18 protein-coding genes are annotated in these 20420 nt (G+C 66.5%); 12 read left to right on the top strand and 6 right to left on the bottom strand.

Translation table 11 applies throughout. The features are described from left to right. The first annotated feature begins 46 nt into the window (after positions 1 to 46). From HV793_RS11300 to HV793_RS11315, 4 genes are all read left to right on the top strand, one after another. Positions 47 to 2554 (top strand): penicillin acylase family protein, encoded by a 2508-nt coding sequence (locus HV793_RS11300; protein ID WP_217481780.1) that lies wholly within the window; start codon positions 47 to 49, stop codon positions 2552 to 2554. Positions 2555 to 2680: 126 nt separating this feature from the next. Then, on the top strand, positions 2681 to 4342 hold the full coding sequence (locus tag HV793_RS11305) for a cyclic peptide export ABC transporter (RefSeq protein WP_175213185.1): 1662 nt from the start codon (positions 2681 to 2683) through the stop codon (positions 4340 to 4342). A gap of 200 nt (positions 4343 to 4542) precedes the next feature. Beyond that, positions 4543 to 4785, top strand: a complete 243-nt coding sequence (locus HV793_RS11310) for a hypothetical protein (RefSeq protein ID WP_054456554.1) — start codon at positions 4543 to 4545, stop codon at positions 4783 to 4785. Positions 4786 to 4803: 18 nt separating this feature from the next. Further along, complete coding sequence (locus tag HV793_RS11315) at positions 4804 to 5022, top strand: hypothetical protein (protein WP_125472666.1); 219 nt, start codon at positions 4804 to 4806, stop codon at positions 5020 to 5022. Between the two features lie 31 nt (positions 5023 to 5053). Here the strand turns inward: HV793_RS11315 and HV793_RS11320 are convergent, their stop codons facing one another. Continuing rightward, positions 5054 to 5839 (bottom strand): 3-oxoacyl-ACP reductase, encoded by a 786-nt coding sequence (locus tag HV793_RS11320; protein ID WP_175162609.1) that lies wholly within the window; start codon positions 5837 to 5839, stop codon positions 5054 to 5056. Between the two features lie 18 nt (positions 5840 to 5857). Continuing rightward, entirely contained in the window at positions 5858 to 6661 is an 804-nt protein-coding gene (locus HV793_RS11325; RefSeq protein WP_054456557.1) for a FadR/GntR family transcriptional regulator, read from the bottom strand. Positions 6662 to 6906: 245 nt separating this feature from the next. Here HV793_RS11325 and HV793_RS11330 point away from each other — a divergent pair, with 245 nt between their 5' ends. Beyond that, a complete protein-coding gene (locus HV793_RS11330) occupies positions 6907 to 8343 on the top strand; it encodes an aldehyde dehydrogenase family protein (protein WP_175213744.1) in 1437 nt (478 codons plus the stop codon). 90 nt (positions 8344 to 8433) lie between these two features. Next, the gene (locus HV793_RS11335) at positions 8434 to 9138 is read left to right on the top strand and encodes a riboflavin synthase subunit alpha (RefSeq protein ID WP_175213186.1); all 705 of its coding nucleotides are present in this window, start codon (positions 8434 to 8436) and stop codon (positions 9136 to 9138) included. A gap of 33 nt (positions 9139 to 9171) precedes the next feature. On the opposite strand, the gene HV793_RS11340 is transcribed toward HV793_RS11335, so the two are convergent. From HV793_RS11340 to HV793_RS11350, 3 genes are all read right to left on the bottom strand, one after another. Beyond that, positions 9172 to 9693 carry a 2'-5' RNA ligase family protein gene (locus HV793_RS11340; protein ID WP_175213187.1) on the bottom strand — a complete coding sequence of 174 codons (522 nt, stop codon included), beginning with the start codon at positions 9691 to 9693 and terminating at the stop codon, positions 9172 to 9174. Between the two features lie 64 nt (positions 9694 to 9757). Continuing rightward, positions 9758 to 11251, bottom strand: a complete 1494-nt coding sequence (locus HV793_RS11345) for a M81 family metallopeptidase (protein WP_119449119.1) — start codon at positions 11249 to 11251, stop codon at positions 9758 to 9760. Between the two features lie 23 nt (positions 11252 to 11274). Continuing rightward, positions 11275 to 12576 carry an MFS transporter gene (locus HV793_RS11350; protein ID WP_175162611.1) on the bottom strand — a complete coding sequence of 434 codons (1302 nt, stop codon included), beginning with the start codon at positions 12574 to 12576 and terminating at the stop codon, positions 11275 to 11277. Positions 12577 to 12771: 195 nt separating this feature from the next. Here HV793_RS11350 and HV793_RS11355 point away from each other — a divergent pair, with 195 nt between their 5' ends. Beyond that, entirely contained in the window at positions 12772 to 13686 is a 915-nt protein-coding gene (locus HV793_RS11355) for a LysR family transcriptional regulator (RefSeq protein ID WP_119449121.1), read from the top strand. Positions 13687 to 13743: 57 nt separating this feature from the next. Beyond that, the gene (gene speG, locus HV793_RS11360; RefSeq protein WP_013393257.1) at positions 13744 to 14328 is read left to right on the top strand and encodes a spermidine N1-acetyltransferase; all 585 of its coding nucleotides are present in this window, start codon (positions 13744 to 13746) and stop codon (positions 14326 to 14328) included. A 60-nt stretch (positions 14329 to 14388) separates the two neighbouring features. Here speG and HV793_RS11365 read toward each other — a convergent pair whose 3' ends face one another. After that, the gene (locus tag HV793_RS11365) at positions 14389 to 16785 is read right to left on the bottom strand and encodes a heavy metal translocating P-type ATPase (RefSeq protein ID WP_483396367.1); all 2397 of its coding nucleotides are present in this window, start codon (positions 16783 to 16785) and stop codon (positions 14389 to 14391) included. A 133-nt stretch (positions 16786 to 16918) separates the two neighbouring features. Here HV793_RS11365 and cadR point away from each other — a divergent pair, with 133 nt between their 5' ends. The 4 genes from cadR (at position 16919) to HV793_RS11385 (ending at position 20363) form a co-directional block, all read left to right on the top strand. Continuing rightward, positions 16919 to 17353, top strand: a complete 435-nt coding sequence (gene cadR, locus HV793_RS11370) for a Cd(II)/Pb(II)-responsive transcriptional regulator (protein ID WP_054456564.1) — start codon at positions 16919 to 16921, stop codon at positions 17351 to 17353. Positions 17354 to 17541: 188 nt separating this feature from the next. Further along, positions 17542 to 18723, top strand: coding sequence for a CaiB/BaiF CoA transferase family protein (locus HV793_RS11375; RefSeq protein ID WP_175213189.1), 1182 nt, complete (start codon positions 17542 to 17544; stop codon positions 18721 to 18723). An 81-nt stretch (positions 18724 to 18804) separates the two neighbouring features. Next, positions 18805 to 19551: a FadR/GntR family transcriptional regulator gene (locus tag HV793_RS11380; protein WP_054456566.1), complete on the top strand. Its 747-nt coding sequence runs from the start codon at positions 18805 to 18807 to the stop codon at positions 19549 to 19551. Continuing rightward, positions 19548 to 20363, top strand: a complete 816-nt coding sequence (locus tag HV793_RS11385; RefSeq protein ID WP_054456567.1) for an enoyl-CoA hydratase — start codon at positions 19548 to 19550, stop codon at positions 20361 to 20363. The genes HV793_RS11380 and HV793_RS11385 overlap by 4 nt, the downstream gene beginning before the upstream one ends. The last annotated feature ends 57 nt before the right edge of the window (positions 20364 to 20420 follow it).

The raw sequence follows: 20420 nt of genomic DNA on the forward strand, positions 1-20420 counted from the left end.
GGATGGTCGGCATCGGCGCGCCATACCTACAGGAAGGATTTGAAGGATGCGCTTCGCGTACCGGTTTGCGGCGAAACGGCGCCAGATCATTGCGTGTGTCTGGAGATTGATGCTGGGCGGTGCGTTGGCGCTGGCCGGCGGCGCCCATGCAAAGGCGGATGAACCTGGAGTTCGAGCGCAAGCAACAGGCGTCGAGATTCGACGCACCACCGATGGTATCCCTCATGTTCGCGCGGAAAGCTGGCTAGGACTCGGCGTCGGCGTCGGCTACGCGCAGGCCCAGGATGCGCTGTGCACCCTGGCCGAAGCGTTCGTGACCTACGAGGGCAGGCGGGCGTGGTTCTTCGGCGCCGAAGAGCGGCCGGTGCGGGACTCCACCTTCGGGCGGCCGAAGAACGTCGATCTGGATTTTTTCTTTCGCGCCTACGCCGATGGAGAGGTCCTGGCCCGCTATCGGGAGCAGGAGCCGCCCGAACTGAACCAGCTCGTCGAAGGGTTCGCCGCGGGCTACAACCGTTACCTGGCGGATGTCCGCGCCGGTCGGGCGTTGGCGGTCGGCCGTCCTTGTCTGAATCAGCCCTGGGTGCGCGATATTTCGGCGGACGACGTCCATCGGCGCATGTATGCGGCCCAGATCGCCGCCGGTTATGCCAAGTTCGTCACAGAGATGGCCAACTCCAGGCCCGCTGATCCCGCTGCCGTGCCGCAGGAAGGGGCGGGCGGACGCGCCGCGTTGCGCAGCCGGTTGGCTCAAACCATCGGTGCGCAGCCCGGCATCGGCAGCAATGTACTGGCCTTTGGAAGCGCGGCCACCGGCGGCGACGGCGCGGTGCTGTTCGGCAACCCGCACTGGTATTGGGGCGGGCCGGATCGCTTCTACCAGATGCAGCTGACGATTCCTGGGAAGCTCGACGTGGCGGGCGTGGCCTTTCTGGGCATGCCGATGGTCATGATAGGTTTCAACCGCGATGTGGCCTGGAGTCATACGGTGTCACAGGCGCGCCGCTTCGGATTGTTCGACCTGGCGCTGAATGCGGCGGATCCGACGCGCTACCTAGTCGACGGCAAGGTGGAGGCGATGACGACACGCGAAGTCGCCGTCGAGGTGCGCGCGGAAGACGGAAGTGCGCAGCGCCTGACGCGTACCTTCTACCGGACCCGATACGGGCCGGTGGTGGATCTGGGCGGACACCACGCGGCATTTGGCTGGGGCACGGCGCACGCCTTGGCGATCCGCGATGTGAACGCCGACAACTTTCGCATCTTCCGCAATTTCTTCTACTGGAACCAGGCGAAGTCGCTGGACGACTTCATCGGCATCCAACGCCGCGAGGCGGCTATTCCCTGGGTCAACACGGTGGCGATAGGTCGTGGCGAGGGGCGTGGGGCCGGCCGGGTCTGGTTTGGAGACGTCGGCGCGGCGCCAAATGTTCCGGATGCGCTGCGCAAAGCGTGCGCCACGGCGCTGGCTGAAGCGTTCGCCAGCGTGGACCCTATCACGCCGGTTCTCGACGGCAGCCGTTCGGATTGCGAATGGCAGTCGGATCCGGCGGCGGCGCAGGCCGGCGCGATGCCGGCTGCGGCAATGCCTTCGCTGCTGCGTGAGGACTATGTGGCGAACATGAACGACAGCTACTGGCTCAGCAATGTCGCCCAGCCGCTGGAGGGATACGCGGCGGTGTTGGGCGGAGAGCGCCAGCCGCTGGGGCTGCGGGGGAGACTGGGGCACCGCATGGCGCTCGACCTGATTCAAGACAAGGCCGAGTCCTCGGAAGCCCTGAGCCGGCGACTGATGCGGGAGGTGCTCGCGCCCAGGAACCATGCCGCCGAGTTGTTCAAGGACGACGTGCTGGTCCAGGCTTGCGTGCGGTCGGAGGTCGAGCTGGATGCCGATGCGTTGGCGGCGGGGGAGCCGGGAGCATTGCGTAAAGGGGAGTCGGTCTCGCAAAAGGTCGACATAGCGCCAGCGTGCGAAATCCTGCGCCGTTGGCCGAACAAGGCTGACGCGCATGACCGGGGCGCCTTGCTGTGGGAGGCGCTTTGGGCCCGCTTGGAACGGATTCAGGCGGACGATCTTTATGAGGTGGCGTTTGCCAGCGAATCGCCGCTGGAAACTCCTCGCGAGCCGCGCGCGGGGCGGGGCGCGGCGGCCCGGGCATTGGCGGCGACCGTGCTCGAGTTCAGCGACAAGGGTTGGCTGTTGGATGGCGCGCTGGGAACGCGCCGCTTTGTGACCAGCGGCGGGCGACACCTTCCCCTCTATGGCGGATGCGACTCGGCGGGCTATTTCACCGTGGCTTGCAATGAAGATCGCGGTGCCCGGATGGGCCCGGACACCCTGGGCAACAGCTATCTTCAGGTCGTGCGTTTCAGCCCGTCCGGCATGCAGGCGCATACGCTGCTGGCGCACGGCCAGGATGAGAACGCGGTGGCCAACGGTCAGGGCTGGGGGCCCGTGCTGCGGTACGCCCGCAAGGCTTGGCTGTCTTTCCCATTCAATGAGGAGGAGATCGAGCGGGATCCTGCGCTGGAGCGGTTGCTTCTGCTTCCTTGATGCCGTTGGCGCATCGCTCACGTAAACATATGGCCGCGCCGCTCGTCTAGGTGTAGATGGTTCCCGAAGCCATGGCCGCGCGAGCCGTGCCCGCGTCCCTCTCCATCCCAGTCCGAGGCGATTCCCTTGCTTTCTTACCTGATTCGACAGTCGCGCAAGCTGCTGATGGCCGCGGCATTGGCCAGCATTGCCCAGGGCGTGTGCGGCGTGCTGCTGCTCACTCAGATCAATGCGGCCTTGACCGCGGCCTCTTCGGCGGAGCGCGCGGCGCTGGCATGGCGCTTCGCGGCCTTCGCGGTGGCGGCCATGCTGAGCCAGATGACGGCCTCGGTGCTGTTCGAGCGGTTGAACCAACGCGCCCATGCCGACCTTCGGCGCTTCATCTCGGCGCGGGTTGTCGCTGCGGATTACCGGCGGCTGGAGGAGATCGGCGGTCCCAAGGTGCAATCGGCCCTGTCGGAACACAGCGCGCGGGTGGCCGAGTTCTTTGTGAGCTTTCCGACGATCCTGGTCAACGCCATCATCGTGGCGGGATGCCTGGCCTATATGGCATGGCTATCCTGGCAGGTGTTTCTGGCGGCGGTAGCCGTCATCGGGCTCGGTTCTCTTGGGTACCATCTGGCGCATCTGCGCGCGATCCGGCATTTGGAGGTGGCTTCCAAGGAGCAGGACCGCTTGTTCGGCCATTTCCGTTCGCTGGTGGAGGGGGCCAAGGAACTGCGTCTGCACGCCGTCAAGCGCCGTCGCTTTGCCGACGACGTGTTGGGCCGCTCCATCGAGACCGTGCGACGCGAACGCGCGCTGGGCATGTCGATCTTTCTGGTGTCGTCGGCCTGGGGCAATTTCCTGCTCTACGGCTTTATCGGCTTGACCTTGTTCGCGCTGGTGGGCGATGTGCCCGACCGCGCCAGCGTCATGACCGGCTTCGCGCTGATCTTCGTCTACATCGTGGGGCCCCTGGAAAATCTGTTGATCGCCTTGCCGCGCGCCAATCTGGCTCAGGTGTCGGGTGCGCGCATCGACGAAATCACCTCGCAGCTTGAACATGATGAGGGCGATGGCGCCCCCGCGACTACACCGGGTTTGACGAGTGTGGCGCTGCGGGGCGTTTGTCATCGCTATTACCACGAAGGGGCTGACGACATGTTCACCCTGGGGCCCGTAGACCTGGATTTTTCGCCGGGTCAGATCACCTATCTGGTCGGGGGGAACGGCAGCGGCAAGACCTCGCTGGCCAAACTGCTTGCCGGGCTATATCGGCCGGAGCAGGGCGCCATCCTGCTCAATGGCGAGCCGGTGGACGACCGCAGCCGTGATCGCTATCGCCAGACGTTTTCGGCCATTTTTTCCGACTTTCACCTGTTCGAACATACGCTCGATGCCGCGTCCGCCGAACTGGACGCGCAGGGCAACGCCTTGCTTGAAAAGCTGCGTTTGCAGCACAAGGTGCAGGTGCGCGACGGGGCCTTCACCACGCAAGCCCTGTCGCAGGGGCAGCGCAAGCGCCTGGCCCTGGTGGTCGCGTACCTGGAGAATCGGCCTTTCCTGTTGTTCGACGAATGGGCGGCCGATCAGGACCCGCTGTTCAAGGACGTGTTCTACCGCGAATTGCTGCCGGAGTTGCGGGCCCGCGGCAAGGCGGTGCTGGTGATCTCCCACGACGACCGCTATTTCCATCTGGCCGACCGCCTGATACGGATGGAGAACGGCCAGATCGTGGCAATCGAAACGACGGTTGCGCGCGATCCGGCGACCTTGGCGCCCGCCGAGCTGGCTGCCGCGCAATGAGAGGCAGCCGTTCCTCGGCGCCACCCAGATAGTTTATGTGTGAATTTTTATTTCCACCCGGCGTGGCGTGCTCAGCCAGGGATGATTGCTCCGCGCCGCTGGCGGGGAATACACAAAATGTTCTATTTTTTGCGGTTTTCTAATGCCTGAGAATTGACCCGGCGTCTACGCTCCCTACAGTTCCCTGAACGGAGAGGAGTATGAAGCCCCTTGATTTGGATCAGGTTTCTCCTGGTGTGGCCGTCATGCCTGGCGTCCCCATCGTCGGCTGGTTGCTGGACGGGCCGCAACCCGAGTTCACCGATGTCGTCAGCGTCGCCCGCCAATGGATGGCGGACGGGCAGCGCGTGTCAGAAGTGGTGCGGGCGCAGGACTACCGCGCAACGCCCGCGGGGCCTGGGCACATCCTGATGCGCGCCTGCGCCATCGCGGGCCAGCGTTGAGGCGCCGGGGAGAAAACAATGAGAACCGGAGTGATCAGGCTCAACGGGCATCAGCTCGAATACGAACTCAGGCCGCTTGCGTCCCAGCAAGGCTACGAAGCCTGGGTGCGCACCGCGCCAGGCCGCGAATGGACGCGGATAGGCGTGGGCGATTCCGCCTTCGTGAGCGAGGACGCCGCGCTCAAGGGCATCAAGTACGCCGCAGTGGAAATCAGCGCGAGACGATTGCAGGCATAGCGCGCGGCGCGCCGTGTTGGCGCAGCGCGGCTCAACCCTTCACCAGTCCGCCGTCGACGATCAGGTTCTGGCCCGTCACCGCGCGCGACCAGGGGCTGGCGAAGAACAGCACGGCGTCGGCGAATTGCTCGGGCGTGGTGACTTCGCGCAGCGGCGTGCCCGCGGCAATCATGTCGAAGACCGCGTCCGGCGTGGCCGCCGAGGCGTCGGTGGTGCGCAGCAAGCCTCCCGACACCATATTGACGGTGATGCCGTCCGCGCCCAGTTCATGCGACAAGGTGCGGGTGAAGGCCAGCAGCGCCGCCTTGGCCGCGGTGTAGTCGTGGTACGGCACCACCGGGTTCTGGACCAGGTTGGTGCCCACGTTGATGATGCGCCCGCCGCCAGCGGTCCGCATGGCCGGCAGAGCGGCCTGCGTGGTGTTGAGCGCGGCGCGCACGCTGCCTTCCAGCTGCGCGTTCATCTGCGTCCAGTCCAGCGCGCCGGCATGCGGACGGGCATCGCCGTTGAACTGGAAGGCGGGCAGGGCGTTGTTGACGACGGTGGTCACGGGCTGGCCGAAATGCTTGGCGGCTTGCGCGAACATGGCGGCGACGGCGGCCGGGTCGCGCACGTCGGCCTGCAGCGCGATGGCGCGGTCCGGCGCACTGGCGGCCAGTGCCTGCGCGCGTTCGGCGCTGTTCAGATAGTTGACGACGACCTTGGCGCCTTCGCGCAGGAAGGCGCGGGCGATGGCGGCGCCCAGGCCGCGGCTGGCGCCGGTGACGACGACGAGCTGCTGGTTCAGGTCCAGGGAGGGGCGTTGTTGCGATGACATGTAGTTAAGGCTTCCTGCTCAATGTTCCGAGCCGCTGTTCAGCATGCGGCTGCGGGCTTTTTCAATATGGGCGCGCATGACGTTGCGCGCGCCTTCGGCGTCCTGTTCCTGGATCAGCCGGTAGATGTGGCGGTGTTCTTCGATGGCGGCGCGGGTGCGCTTCCAGGGTTCGCTGTGGACCAGGTGGCGCATGACGTTCACGGCGTGGCTGACGTCGTACTCCAGGGATTTCAGCACCTGCACGAAGCGCTGGTTGCTGGTGGCCGCGGCGATGGCGCGGTGGAATCCGTAATCGTGATGGTGGGCGATGGCGCCGGAAGCGTCGGCTTCTTCGTAGCCGGTCAGCATGCGGTCCATTTCGCGCAGGTCTTCGTCGGTGCGGCGCAGCGCAGCCAGGTAGGCGCATTCGGGTTCGATCACCATGCGCAGTTCCAGGCCTTCCAGGATATGGCCGACGCGGCGCGCCGGGTCGACCGCGGGCATGCCGCCCATCAGGTCGGGTTTTGCGCGCACATAGGTGCCAGAGCCGCGGATGGAGTCCACCAATTGGTCTTCGCGCAGCCGATCCAGCGCCTGCCGCACCACCGGTCGCGATACCTCGAACAGCGCGGCCAGCTCCAGTTCCGTTGGCAGCTTGTTGCCGGGCGCGATCTTGCCGGTGGCAATGGCATAGAACAGGCTTTCGTAGACGCGCTCGGCAAAGCGTTCGGCGCGCACGTAGCCCAGGCCCGAAGCCACTTCCGCCAGCACGTCCAATTCAGGACGGGGGCGGTCCACGGCTTGCAGCAGCGATTCCAGCTGTGGATCCCGCACATTGCTCATCGTCATTCCTACATGCATTGCCGGGCTTGTCAGTCACCATGACAAATCCGGGGTGGCGTTAAGCCGCTGAATTATTAGGGATTACCCGAGGTGGTCGGGAAATATCCTGACCCTTGGGACAAAAGCTGTCAATTCAATTGACAAGTTGCGGCGCGCTCCCGTACCTTGATCCGAAACCAAAACGCAACCCGCGCGCGACGCCATATCCCCGCAACCGGCCGTTCGGCCGCTACTTTACTCCGCACATCGTGACTCAGAAGAACTTTATCGCCAACCAATGGGTGGCCGCCGCCACCGGTGAAACCATTCCCGTCCTGAACCCGTCCGATGGCAAGCCCTTCGAGGCGATCGCGCGTTCGGGCGCGGCGGACATGGACCGCGCCGTGACCGCGGCGCGCGAGGCTTTTGAAGGCGAGTGGGGCCAGATGGCGCCCGCTGCGCGCAGCCGCCTCTTGATGCGTATCGCCTTTGCGCTGCTGGAGCGTCAGGAAGAGCTGGCGCAGCTGGAATCGGCCGACACCGGCAAGCCCATCAAGCAGGCGCGCGCCGACGCCGCCGCCGTTGCCCGCTACTTCGAGTTCTATGCCGGCGCGGTCGACAAGCTGCATGGCGAGACCATTCCCTACACCCCGGGCTTCACCGTGCTGACGGTGCGCGAAGCTCACGGCGTTACCGGCCACATCGTGCCCTGGAACTATCCGCTGCAGATCTTCGGCCGCAGCGTCGGCGCGGCCCTGGCCGCGGGCAACGCGTGCGTGGTCAAGCCCGCGGAAGACGCTTGCCTGTCGCTCTTGAAGCTGGCGGAGATCGCGGCCGAGGTCGGCCTGCCGGCAGGCGCCTTGAACATCTGCACGGGTTATGGCCATGAAGCCGGCGCGGCGCTGTCCGCCCACCCGGGCATCGACCACATCTCCTTCACCGGTTCGCCGCAGACGGGCAAGATGGTGGCGCATGCCGCCGCCGAAAACCACGTGCCGGTCACGCTGGAACTGGGCGGCAAGTCGCCCCAGATCGTGTTCGACGATGCCGACCTGGACGCCGCCATGCCGGTGCTGCTGGCCGCCATCATCCAGAACGCGGGCCAGACCTGCTCGGCCGGCAGCCGCGTGCTGATCCAGCGCGGCGTGTACGAAACGGTGCTCAAGCGCCTGTCCGACGCGTTCTCGGCCACCGTTACCGGTCCGGCCGCGGCCGACCTGGACGTGGGCCCCCTGATCAACGCGCGCCAGCAGGACCGCGTGCGCGGCTTCCTGGCTGAAGCCGAAGCTGAAGGCATGAAGGTCGCGGCCCGCGGCAAATTGAAGGAAGGCACGCCCGAGGCCGGTTTCTACCAACCGCCCGTGCTGTTCCGCGACGTGCCGCCCAACAGCCGCCTGGCGCAGGAAGAAGTCTTCGGCCCGGTGCTGGCCGCCATGGTGTTCGACACCGAGGAAGAGGCGCTGGAAATCGCCAACGGCACGCTGTACGGCCTCGTGGCCGGCGTCTGGACCCGCGACGGCGGCCGCCAGCTGCGCCTGGCGCGCAAGCTGCGCGCAGGTCAAGTCTTCATCAACAACTACGGCGCTGGCGGCGGCGTGGAGCTGCCTTTCGGCGGTTCGCGCCAGTCGGGCTATGGCCGCGAGAAGGGCTTTGAAGCGCTGTACGGCTTCACCACCCTGAAGACGATCGCCATCCGCCACTGATCCCGGCTTGCGGGCGGCCCGGCCCCTGGCAAAATATCGGTTAACGTTGATGTTTTGCTTCAGGGGCGCCGCCCCGCATTCAGGATCCGTATGTTCACCGGTATTGTTCAAGGCACCGCGAAGATCGCCAAGATCGCGGATCGCGAAGGCCTGCGCACTTTCACGCTGGATTTCCCCCCTGGTTTTTGCGTGGACCTGGCCATCGGCGCCAGCGTGTCCACCGATGGCGTCTGCCTGACCGTCACGGAAATCCTGTCCGAGAACCAGGCCACTTTCGACGTCATGCTGCAAAGCCTGGCCATCACCACCCTGGGCAGCTACCAGGAGGGCGACCGCGCCAACGTCGAGCGGGCCGCCAAGGACGGCGCCGAGATCGGCGGCCATCCCTTGTCCGGGCACGTGGATTTCACCTCTGAAGTGGTGATGGTGAAGTCGTCCGATACCAACCGCCTGATGCGCTTCAGCATCCCCGAGGCATTCCGCAAGTATGTCTTCGCCAAGGGCTATATCGCCATCAACGGCGCCAGCCTGACCGTATCGGAGGTCAACCGCGTCGAGGGCTGGTTCGAGGTCTGGCTGATTCCGGAAACCCGCCGCATGACGGTGTTCGAGGACAAGCAGGTGGGCGATTTCGTCAACATCGAGATCGAACGCAGCACCCAGGTGGTGGTCGATACCGTGCGCGAAACCGTGCAGGAAAGCCTGGGCAAGCTGCAGCCGCTGCTGGAAGCCATCCTGAAGGAAAAGGGGCTGACGCTGGAAGACTTCGTCAATCCGCAGGGCAAGCTGAAGTAGTGAGCGGGGGCGGGGCAGGCGGTGCCGGGCCCCTCAGCCGGAAAGCCGGGCCGAAGTCAGGTCCGTCAGCACGCCATTTTCCAGGACAGCCATCGTCAACTTGTCGACCGTGCCGCGAATTTCAAGTCCGTTGCGGTTCAATTCATCGCACAGCGATTTCATCAGCGCGCGGTTGGTGGACGACCCCATGGTGATGTGCGGTACATAAGGAATGTCCAGGCGCAAGGTCGGCGCCAGCACCTGGCGGTACAGGGCGTCATGCAGCCGCGACAGCTGGCTGTGGCCTTCATCGGGAACCAGGTACGCGTAAGCGTGCGCGGGGTCGGCCCCCAGCATGGCGTAACGGCATACGAAGTCTATCGGGCCGTGCAGGCCTGCGACCTCTTCGAGGTGCTGCTGGTAGGCCTGTTCGTCGATGCCCGCGCAGCCGAATGCCATGGTGAAGTGCGCCTGCACCAGCGGATGCTGGCCGTCATGCTGGCGCCGGAACTCCTCGATGAACGCGGAGTCCGGCGCGCCGAGGCGCGGATAGGCGAGCGTATGGAGCTTTTTCATGCTTCCAGTCTGCCACTGCGCCGCGCGAAAGCAAACCCCGCCGGCTGGCGGCGGGGCGGGGCGTTCAGTAAGAGAACGGCTTGCCTTGCGGCCGCACGCGGATGCCGGGCTGCAGCCGGGTCCAGGGCAGGTCGGCCGGGTCGGCCTGCATCGGGCCGGGCGCCTTGGCCACCAGCACTTCGTGGGCGATGGGCTGGAAGTCCGCGCGGAAGTGCACGGAACTCTTCACCACCAGTATCGCCATCTCCTCGGGCTGCACGCCGCCGACGCGGAACAGGTTGCGGTCCAGCATCTGCGACTTGGTGGCGCTGACCACCACCCGCACGCCGCCGATGCGCAGGCCGGCCACGGCTTCCAGGTCCACGTCCATGCCGTTCATCATCGGCCCGTCAAAGCGCAGCTTGCCGGGCGACAGGGTTTCGACCACGAACTCGCCTTCGAAAGCGGAGTCGCCCGCCACGCCCGATTGGCCTCCCAGGCTCAGGCGGACCTTGCCGCCGATGCCGGCCGCCGTGGCCTGGCGTACCGCCTCGGGGTCGTAGAACAGCCCCAGCGCGGCATTCTGGGCATCGGCCTGCACCAGCGCGCGCAGCATGCCGGTGGTGTTGGCGTCGCCGCCAGCGCCCGGATTGTCCTGCGTGTCGGCGATGACCACGGGGCGCGATGCGCCCGCCGCCAGCGCCTGCGCGCGGCGCACGGCCTCGGACGGATCGAGGAAGTCGGGCGACCATTGCGGCTCCAGTTCCAGCACGCGCTGGTACAGGGTTTCGGTCACGCGTTCGACGGCTGCCGCATCGGTGCCGTAGGCCCAGACCACCGGGCCGCACTCGGGGAAGTCCGCCGCCGGAAAGCCGGGCGCGAACGAGATGGAGGCCACGCCCGGGGTCTGCTCCAGGCTTTCCAGCAGCTCGTACACACCCTTGGACGGCTGCAGCATCGTGCACATGCCGTTGATCGGAATCAGGAAGGGCAGGCGGCGTTCGCTGCGGCTCCAGCTGTCGCCGGCCGCGATGCGGGCCTGCAGCAGGCGCGCCGCGTGCTCGCCGGTGTCGGCCATGTCCACATGCGGATAGGTGCGGAACGCGGCCAGGCCGTCGGCTTCCTGCAGCATCTGCGCGGTGACGTTGGCGTGCAGGTCCAGGCTGGCGATCACCGGCACGTCGGGCCCGACGATCTGGCGCACGCGCGCCAGCAGTTCGCCTTCACCGTCGTCCAGGTGTTCCGCGACCATGGCGCCGTGCAGGTCGAGGTAGACGGCGTCGTAGCTGCCGTTGCGGGCCGCGTCCAGGATTTCGCCGGCGATTCGTTCGTAGGCGTCGCGGGTTACATGGGCCGAGGGGCTGGCGCCCGCCCAGATCACGGTCTCGACCGTATGGCCCTGGGCCAGCGCCGCGTTGATGAAGCCGCCGGCGGGGATGTTGACCTCGCGCAGCGCCAGCATGTCCTTGCCGCGCACCATGGCGGGGAATCCTTCGCCGCGCACGAAGTTGTCGTAGGCGGCGAGCGACGGCGCGAAGGTGTTGGTTTCGTGCTGGAAGCCAGCAACCAGAATATGCATGATCGTTTCCTGTGGGTTGGACTTCAGGCGCGGGCGGGCGCGGAACGGGGCGGACGGTTCACCAGCAGGAGCAAGGCGCCTGCCACCAGCAAGGCGGAGATCACGTACAGGCCGCCAGCCAGCGTGCCCGTGGCTTCCTTGGACCAGCCGATGATGGACGGGCTGAGGAATCCGCCGAGCAGGCCGATGCTGTTGATGAGGGCGATGCCGCCGGCTGCTGCCTCTCCTTTGAGGTACTGCGAAGGAATCGCCCAGAATACCGTGTAGGAGGCCCACATGAAGCCCGTGGCCAGGGTGATGGCGCTCAGGGATAGCGCGAATTGCGTCGGCGCGGCGGTGGCGATGCACAGGGACACGCCGGCCAGGAGCGCCGGAATCAGCGTATGCCAGCGCCGTTCCTGCATGCGGTCCGAGCTGCGCGCGAACCACAGCATGAAGACCGCCGCGGCGATGTAGGGGATGGCGGAATACAGGCCGATCTCCATGGTGTCGTGCACGCCCGCCAGCTTGAGCAGCGTGGGCAGCCAGAAGCTGACGGCATAGATGCCGCAGATCAGGCAGAAGTAGGTCAGGGCCATGCCGTAGATGACGGGGTCGCGCAGCACCTGCTTGAAGGCGTGCTTCTGCTGCGTGCCGCGGGTCTCCAGGTCGGCCGCCAGCAGCGCTTTTTCGTCGGCGCTGAGCCACTTGGCCTCGGCCGGCTTGTCGTCCAGGTAGCGGTACGCGATGACGCCCAGCAGTACGCAAGGCAGGCCTTCCAGCAGGAACATCCATTGCCAGCCGTCCAGGCCGTGCGCGCCCGAGAACGCGGTCATGATCCAGGCCGACACGGGGCCGCCGACGATGCCGCCGATGGGGCCGGCCAGCATCACCACCGCCATGACGCCGGCCATGCGCGACTGCGAGTACCAGTAGGTCAGGTAGAAGATCATGCCGGGCGCGAAGCCGGCTTCGAATACGCCCAGCATGAAGCGCAGGACGTAGAAGCTCCATTCGCCCTGCACGAACAGCATCGAGGCCGAGGTCAGGCCCCACAGCACCATGATGCGGCTGATCGTGCGGCGCGCGCCGATGCGGGTCAGCAACAGGTTGCTGGGCACTTCGAAGATGACGTAGCCCAGGAAGAAGATGCCGGCGCCCAGGCCGTAGACGGCGTCGGAAATGCCGATGTCCTGCTGCATCTGGAGCTTGGCGAAGCCGATGTTGATTCGGTCCAGGTAGGCAAAGACGTAACAGAGCAGCAGGAAGGGCAGCAGGCGCCACGTGATCTTGCGATAGAGCGGGGCCAGGCGCGGGTCCGCGCCCGGCGTGGTCGGATGGGGCATTGCATGTCTCCTCGCGCGGGTCTGGCGCCCGCGCTGGCTGGGGTTGGGCCGGAAACCCTGTGGCTTCCGCGGCCGCCATTATTGGAAGACAGTGGCGTTCCGAACAATGACCGGGGTGATAAATTATCGTTGCCCTGTGGGCAACGCTTGAATCACCTTCAACCGGCGCCACCAGGCGCCCCAGGAACGCGGGATATGCAGGAAATCAGCCAGGTCCGCCTGAAGTACTTCAACGAGGTCATGGCCTGCGGCTCGATACGGGGCGCGGCCGACAAGCTGGATACCGCGGCCTCCGTGATCAGCCGGCAGATCCAGCTGCTGGAAAAGGAACTGGGCGTGCAGTTGTTCGAGCGGCGCTCGCGCGGGCTGACGCCCACCGAGGCCGCCGATATGCTGCTGGAGTACCACCGCGGCTGCCGCGCCCAGCAGGAGCATCTGAATGCGCGCCTGCAGGAATTGCGCGGCATGCAGCGCGGCAACGTACAGCTGATGATCAGCGAAGGCTTTATCGACGGCCTGATGGAACACGTGGTCGGGCCGTTCTGCATCGAATATCCGCAGATCAACATCAGCGTCAACGTCGGTTCGGTCAATGAGGTGGTCGAGGCGGTGGCCTCGGACGCGGCCCACATCGGGCTGGCCTACAACCCGCCGGTGGACCCGCGGCTGCGCTGCCGCGCCAGCCGCAAGCATCCGGTCTGCCTGCTGGCGGGCCGCGGCCATGCCCTGGCCGCAAGGCGCGGGCCGCTGACCATCGCCGACATCATGCCGTATCCCTTCGCGCTGATGTCCGCGCCCTACGGGCTGCGCCAGGCGGTGGACCTGCTGGAATTCACCGAGCGCATCCATCTGACGCCCAGCCTTACCACCAATTCGCTGCGCGTACTGAAGCAGTACGCGATGACAGGAGCGGGCGTGACGCTGATGCCGAACCTGGGCGTGCATCATGAGCTGGCCAGCGGCGAACTGGTGGCGATTCCCATCGCGCATCCCATCCTGAGCGCGCCCGAATGCCAGGCGCTGCTGCGGCTGGGGCGGCCGCTGTCGTCCGCCGCCAATGAGGTCATGCGGCGCATAGAACAACGCCTGCCGGCGTTCTCGGGCGGCTGAGCGCCAGCGCGCCGGGCCGCGCCCGCTTACAATGGGCGCACTTTCGGAGGTATCACCATGTCGGTCACAACCGATATCAAAATACGCCCCCTGGAGCGTGGCGACCTGCACTTCGTGCACAAGATCAACAATAACGACGTCATCATGCGTTATTGGTTCGAAGAGCCTTACGAGGCCTACGACGAACTGGTCGCCCTGTATGACCGCCACTTGCACGACCAGAACGAGCGGCGCTTCATCATCGAGCACGACACCGGGCAGCCCGCCGGCTTGGTCGAGCTGGTGGAAATCGACTACATCCACCGCCGCGCCGAATTCCAGATCATCATCGCGCCCAGCTATCAGGGCCGGGGCTACGCCAAGGCGGCGACGCGCATCGCTGTGGGCTATGCCTTCCGCGTGCTGAACCTGCACAAGGTCTATCTGGTGGTGGACAAGGACAACACCGCCGCCGTGCACATCTATGAGCGCTGCGGCTTCCAGATCGAAGGACTGTTGAAGGAAGAGTTCTTTTCCAACGGCGGCTATCGCGACGCCTACCGCATGGCGCTGCTGCAGCACGACCATCTGCGCGACGTGGGGCCTGGCGCGCCGGACGCGCCGGTGCTGCGCGACTGGCCGCAGGAAGAGCAGGCGGGCTGAGGCCTGCTTTTCCCGGCGGCCATGCAATGCATGCGCCACCGGGAATCGGACTGCTCCGCGTCAGTGTGCCGCAGGCGCCGCCCGCAACAGCCGCAGGCCGTTCGCCACCACCAGCAGGCTCGCGCCCACGTCGGCGAACACCGCCATCCACAGCGTGGCGTTGCCGGTCATGGCCAGGGCCAGGAACACGGCCTTGATGCCCAGCGCCAGCGCGATGTTCTGCACCAGCACGCGATGCGTGGCGTGGGACAGACGCAGGAAAGTGCCGATCTTGCGCAGGTCGTCGTCCATCAGGGCCACGTCGGCCGTCTCGATGGCGGTACCGGTGCCCGCCGCGCCCATGGCGAAGCCGATGTCGGCGCGCGCCAGGGCGGGGGCGTCGTTGATGCCGTCGCCCACCATGCCGACGCGACCGCCAGACGCCAGCTTGCTTTCGATGGCGGCCAGCTTGTCTTCGGGCAACTGGTCGCCGCGCGCTTCGTCGATGCCGACTTGTTGCGCGATGGCTTGCGCGGTGGGCGTGTTGTCGCCCGTCAGCATCAGGGTGCGTACGCCCAGGGCGTGCAGGTCCGCGATGGCGGCGGCGCTGGTCGGCTTGACCGTGTCGGCCACGGCGGCTACGGCCAGCACGCGATTGCCGTCGGTCAGCGCGATGGCGCTCTTGCCCTGGCGCTCCAGTTCGTCCAGGCGCGCTTCCAGCTTGGGGCTGGAGACGCCCAGTTCGCGCATCAGGCGGCGGTTGCCCAGCTGGAAGGTCACGCCGTCCAGCGTGGCGCTGACGCCGCGGCCGGGCAGGGCGGTGAAGTCCTGCACGTCCAGCAAGGCCGTGCCGGCGTCGCGCGCGGCATTGGCCACGGCCAGCGATACCGGGTGGTCGGAGCGGGCGGCCAGGCTGGCGGCGACCAGCGCGGCCGGCTGGCGGCTTTGGTCAGACACGTCCCAATCCTGGATGTCGGTCTGCACCGGCTTGCCGTGGGTCAGGGTGCCGGTCTTGTCCAGCGCCAGCCATTTCAGGTTGCGGCCTTCTTCGAGGTACACGCCGCCCTTGACCAGGATGCCGCGGCGCGAGGCCGCGGTCAGGCCGCTGACGATGCTGACCGGCGTGGAAATGACCAGCGCGCAGGGGCAGGCGATGATCAGCAGCGCCAGGGCGCGGTAGATGGCGTCGAACCAGGGCTGGTTCCAGAACAGCGGCGGCAGCACCGCCACCAGCACCGCGATGCCCACCACGGCCGGCGTATAGATGCGCGAGAAGCGGTCGATGAAGCGCTGGGTCGGCGCGCGCGCGCCTTGCGCCTGTTCGACGGCGTGGATGATGCGCGCCAGCGTGGTGTTGCCGGCGGCCGCCGTGACGCGGTATTCGAAGGAGCCGGCCGCGTTCACGGTGGCCGCGTAGACCGGGTCGTCCTGCGTCTTTTCCACGGGCAGGCTTTCGCCGGTGATGGGGGACTGGTCCACCGCCGAGCTGCCGCTGACGATGATGCCGTCGGCGGCGATGCGTTCGCCCGGGCGTACCCGCACGATATCGCCCACCTGCAATCTGGCGGCGGGCACTTCGAGCCAGTCGCCATTGGCCTGGCGCACGGTCGCCGTTTCCGGCGCCAGGTCGAGCAGGCCACGGATGGCGTTGCGCGCCCGGTCCAGGGAGCGGGCTTCGATCAGTTCGGCCACGTTGAACAGGAACATCACCATCGCCGCTTCGGGCCATTGGCCGATCAGCACGGCGCCGGTGACGGCGATGCTCATCAGGGCATTGATGTTGAGGTTGCCGTTGCGTACGGCGATCCAGCCCTTGCGGTAGGTGCTGATGCCGCAGGCCAGGATGGCGGCCACGGCCAGGGCTGCGGTGACGCCCAGCGGCCAGCCGGCGAAATGCGACAGTTCCGACAGCGCGGCCAGGACGCCGGAGCCGCCGATCAGCCACCAGTTCACCGGTTTGGCGGCAGGGGCTGGCGTGCCGGGAGCGTTGTCGGCCAGGGGCTCGGGCGTCATGTCCAGCGACTTGATGGCCGCCATGACACGGTCCAGCGCGCCTTCGGCGTGCACCACGGTCAGCACGCGCTGCATCAGGTTGAAGTCCAGCGCGTGGACGTCGGCCATGTTGTCGAGCTTTTTGCGGATCAGCGTTTCCTCGGTGGGGCAGTCCATCTGGCCGATGCGCAGGCGCGCCAGCGACTGGCCCGGGCCGGCGGTCAGCGTGGCCGCGCCGGCGCCCGAAACGGTGAAGGGCTGGCCATCGCCATGGCCGCAGCAGGCGTCGCCGCCGTGGTCGTGCTTGTGGCTGCGATCGTGCTTGTGATCGTGCGCGTGGTCATGGCCGGCATGGTCGTGGCCCGCGTGGCTGTGATCCGCGTGATCATGGCCCGCATGATCGTGTCCGGCCTGGGCCTGGGCGTTCTTGGCGGGCGCGTCGCAGCCGTCGTGCGCGCAGCAGGCGCCGCCTTGCCCGGCGGGCATATGTTCGTGTTTTTTGACCGGAGGTAAAGACATCGTCCTCTGCCTTGAAATAAGCTGGTGACGCTATTCCACACCTTGGAGTTACTATAGGGTCAACCCCCTATATCAATCGGATGCGATCCGGGAGGCAGCGATGCGTATCGGCGAATTGGCCACGGCGGCCGGAACCACGGTCGAGACCGTCAGGTATTACGAGAAAGAAGGGCTGTTGCCGGCCCCGGAAAGGGGACTGAACAACTACCGCAGCTACGGCCAGCCCCATCTGGAGCGGCTGCGCCTGATCCGCAACTGCCGCGCGCTGGACATGACGCAGGACGAGATCCGCGCCATCCTGTCGCTGGCGGATAACCACCAGAGCGGTTGCGGCCCCATCAACGAACTGTTCGACGAGCACATCTCCCACGTGGATGAACGCATCGCCGAACTGACCCAGCTCAAGACCCAGCTCACGGAATTGCGCCAGCGCTGCCTGTCGGCCCGGCCCGACACGGAAGACTGCGGCATCCTGCATGGCCTGAGCGAAATGCAGGTCGAAGAGCGCCAGGAACGCCACACGCACCTGGGCTGACAGCGGCCCTGGACAGGGCGGCATCACGGAGCACGGGCCTGATGGCCTAGGGAAAACCCGCCGCGCAAAAAGCGCGGCGGCGTCTTGTTGCGTCCAAAATCAGCATGTAAGATGTCCAACATCCAACAAATAATGACAAGGCAGCCGCGGTCGACGATTGGCGGCGCCATACAGAGAGGCAGACAAGCATGGATTCCAAGCCCTTGGGCCGATTCACCGTCCTGGACCTGACGCGAGTGCGCTCGGGTCCCGCCGCCGTGCGCCAGTTCGCGGACTGGGGCGCCACCGTCATCAAGATCGAAGAGCCGGGCGACGAGCAGGACGACAAGCCGGGCGGCTCCGCCCAGTTCGCGGACTACCAGAACACCCACCGCAACAAGCGCAGCGTCACGCTGAACCTGAAGCATCCGCAGGGCCGGGCGCTGTTCCTGGACCTGGTGCGCCAGGCCGACGTGGTGGTGGAAAACTACCGGCCCAGCGTCAAGTTCAAGCTGGGCATCGACTACGAGACGCTGCGCCAGGTGAACCCGCGCATCGTCTACGCCAGCGTGTCCGGCTTCGGCCAGGACGGCCCCTACGCCGGACGCCCGGGGCTGGACCAGATCGCGCAGGGCATAGGCGGGCTGATGTCGGTGACGGGCGAACCCGGCCGCGGCCCCATGCGGGCGGGGATTCCGGTGGCGGACCTGACCTCCGGCCTGTTCTGCGCCATCGGCATCTTCATCGCGCTGCTGGAGCGCGAGGTGTCGGGGCAAGGGCAGTGGGTGCAGACATCGCTGTTGCAATCGCAGGTCTGGATGATGGATTTCCAGGCGATGCGCTGGCTGATGAACGGCGAGGTGCCTGGCCAGAGCGGCAACGACCATCCCACCAGCAGCCCGACCGGCGTGTTCCCCACCAGCGACGGCTATATGAACATCGCGGCCATGGGCAACGACATCTATGCGCGCCTGTGCCGCGTGCTGGAATTGCCGGAACTGATCGAGGACGAGCGCTTCCTGACGGTGCCGCTGCGGGCGCGCAACCGACCCGCGCTGAACGCGGCCATCGGCGCGCGCACCGCGACCCGGCCCACCGCCGAATGGATAGCGCTGATGAACAAGGAAGGCGTGCCTTGCGGTCCGATCCTGGGCATGGACCAGACTTTCGAGGATCCGCAGGTGCGCCACCTGGGGCTCAGCCGCGAGATCCGCCATCCCGCGCTGGGGCCGATTTCGGTGGTGGGGCAGCCCATGATCCTGAGCCGTTCCACCACCGGGGAGATGGCGCCCGCGCCCGAACGCGGCCAGCACAACGGCGACGTCTATGGCGGCATGCTGGGATTGGCGCCTGCCGACTTGCAGCAGCTGGCCCGCGAAGGCGTCATTTAAGGGATACGTCCAGGCACCGAGCATAAAATCGCCGCCAAGGCCGCCCGCGTATCCGGCGGCCCAGACGGAGACAGCCCAGACATGAACGCACCATCCACCGCCGCCGCCGACCAGGTCTTTTCCAGCCTGGGACGCCCCGACAACCTGCCGGACGAGATCGCTTCGCAGATCCGCCAGAAGATCGTGGCGCGCGAATTCGAGCCCGGCCAGCGCCTGCCCACCGAGTTCGAACTGGCGCAGATGTTCGCCGTCAGCCGCAATGTGGTGCGCGAGGCGATCGCGAGGCTGAAGCTGTCGGGGTATGTGGATACGCGGCGCGGCGTGGGGTCCTTCGTGGCGCAGGACGTGGGCACGCGCAATTTCGAAATCGCGCCGGAAGACCTGCTGCAGCCCGAGCCGCTGGCGCACATCTTCCAGCTGCGCGTGGAACTGGAATCCGGCGCGGCCGCGCAGGCGGCCCTGCACCGTACCCCCGAACAGATCGAAACCCTGCGCCAGGCCCTGCAACGGGTCGACGCGGCAGGCAATGACTGGCAGGCCGGCGCCGACCACGCGCTGGACTTCCACATGGCCGTGGGCGAGGCCACCAACAACCCTTATTTCGTGCGCCTGTTGGCGCACCTGCGCCACGTGTTCCGCGGCGCCGTGCGCACGCTGCGCTACACCAGCGCCGGCACCGAGCGCGTGCCGGAAATCGAACGCGAACATCACCGCATCTTCGATGCCATCGTCGCCGGCGACAGCGAGGCAGCGCGCCTTGCCATGCGCGTCCACCTGACCAACGGCATACAACGGCACCAGACAGTCATACAAGGAAAGCAACCGTGACCATACAACGCATCCTGCAGGGCGACATTACCGACAACATCGTGGCCGAGAAGCGTGGCGCGATAGGTTGGCTGACTTTCAATGATCCGCAACGGCACAACGCCGTGTCGTTCGCCATGTGGGAAGCGGTGCCGGTAGTGCTGGAAGCCTTTCGCCACGACCCGGAGATCCGGGCGGTGGTGCTGCAGGGCGCGGGCGGCAAGGCCTTCGTCAGCGGCGCCAATATCTCGCAGTTCGACAAGCTGCGCAGCGGCGAAGACGCGGTGGTGGAGTACGAGCGCGTGGCCGAAACCGCGCAGCTGGCGCTGTACGACTACGACAAGCCCACGATCGCGTACATCCAGGGCTATTGCATCGGCGGCGGCCTGAACATCGCCCTGTGCTGCGACATCCGCATCGCTTCCGACAACAGCAGCTTCGCGATTCCCGCAGGCAAGCTGGGCCTGGGCTACCGCCTGACCGCGATCCGCAACCTGGTGACGGCGGTCGGCCCGGCCAACGCGCTGGAAATCTTCCTGACGGCGGCGCGCTATGACGCCCGCGAAGCCAAGGAGCTGGGCCTGATCCGCAGGGTCGCGCCGGTGGACGAACTGCCGCAGGTGCTGGAAACCATGCTGGCCCAGATCCAGGCCAACGCCCCGCTGACGCTGCGCGCCGGCAAGAAGATGATCCGACAGCTTCAGCAGCTGGGACCGGAGGTCGACGTGGAAGGCATGCGCCGTCTGGTGCTGGAGTGTTTCGAAAGCAATGACTACCGCGAAGGCCGCAAGGCGTTCGCGGAAAAGAGAGCGCCGGTGTTCACCGGTACCTGATCTCCGGCCGCGGGCCGGATTCCCTACGCGGCTTTCAGGTCCGCGCCGTCGCCGGCG

It is taken from the genome of Achromobacter aegrifaciens, from assembly GCF_902859965.1.
In the GTDB taxonomy this organism is placed as follows: domain Bacteria; phylum Pseudomonadota; class Gammaproteobacteria; order Burkholderiales; family Burkholderiaceae_B; genus Achromobacter; species Achromobacter aegrifaciens.

Bases quoted from the DNA above. Each gene is read 5' to 3' on its own strand.
- HV793_RS11335 (WP_175213186.1), top strand. From the start codon at position 8,434: ATGTTCACCGGTATTGTTCAAGGCACCGCGAAGATCGCCAAGATCGCG.
- cadR (WP_054456564.1), top strand. From the start codon at position 16,919: ATGCGTATCGGCGAATTGGCCACGGCGGCCGGAACCACGGTCGAGACC.
- HV793_RS11340 (WP_175213187.1), bottom strand. From the start codon at position 9,693: ATGAAAAAGCTCCATACGCTCGCCTATCCGCGCCTCGGCGCGCCGGAC.
- HV793_RS11380 (WP_054456566.1), top strand. From the start codon at position 18,805: ATGAACGCACCATCCACCGCCGCCGCCGACCAGGTCTTTTCCAGCCTG.
- HV793_RS11375 (WP_175213189.1), top strand. From the start codon at position 17,542: ATGGATTCCAAGCCCTTGGGCCGATTCACCGTCCTGGACCTGACGCGA.
- speG (WP_013393257.1), top strand. From the start codon at position 13,744: ATGTCGGTCACAACCGATATCAAAATACGCCCCCTGGAGCGTGGCGAC.
- HV793_RS11315 (WP_125472666.1), top strand. From the start codon at position 4,804: ATGAGAACCGGAGTGATCAGGCTCAACGGGCATCAGCTCGAATACGAA.
- HV793_RS11345 (WP_119449119.1), bottom strand. From the start codon at position 11,251: ATGCATATTCTGGTTGCTGGCTTCCAGCACGAAACCAACACCTTCGCG.
- HV793_RS11355 (WP_119449121.1), top strand. From the start codon at position 12,772: ATGCAGGAAATCAGCCAGGTCCGCCTGAAGTACTTCAACGAGGTCATG.
- HV793_RS11365 (WP_483396367.1), bottom strand. From the start codon at position 16,785: ATGCCCGCCGGGCAAGGCGGCGCCTGCTGCGCGCACGACGGCTGCGAC.
- HV793_RS11310 (WP_054456554.1), top strand. From the start codon at position 4,543: ATGAAGCCCCTTGATTTGGATCAGGTTTCTCCTGGTGTGGCCGTCATG.
- HV793_RS11300 (WP_217481780.1), top strand. From the start codon at position 47: ATGCGCTTCGCGTACCGGTTTGCGGCGAAACGGCGCCAGATCATTGCG.
- HV793_RS11350 (WP_175162611.1), bottom strand. From the start codon at position 12,576: ATGCCCCATCCGACCACGCCGGGCGCGGACCCGCGCCTGGCCCCGCTC.
- HV793_RS11320 (WP_175162609.1), bottom strand. From the start codon at position 5,839: ATGTCATCGCAACAACGCCCCTCCCTGGACCTGAACCAGCAGCTCGTC.
- HV793_RS11325 (WP_054456557.1), bottom strand. From the start codon at position 6,661: ATGAGCAATGTGCGGGATCCACAGCTGGAATCGCTGCTGCAAGCCGTG.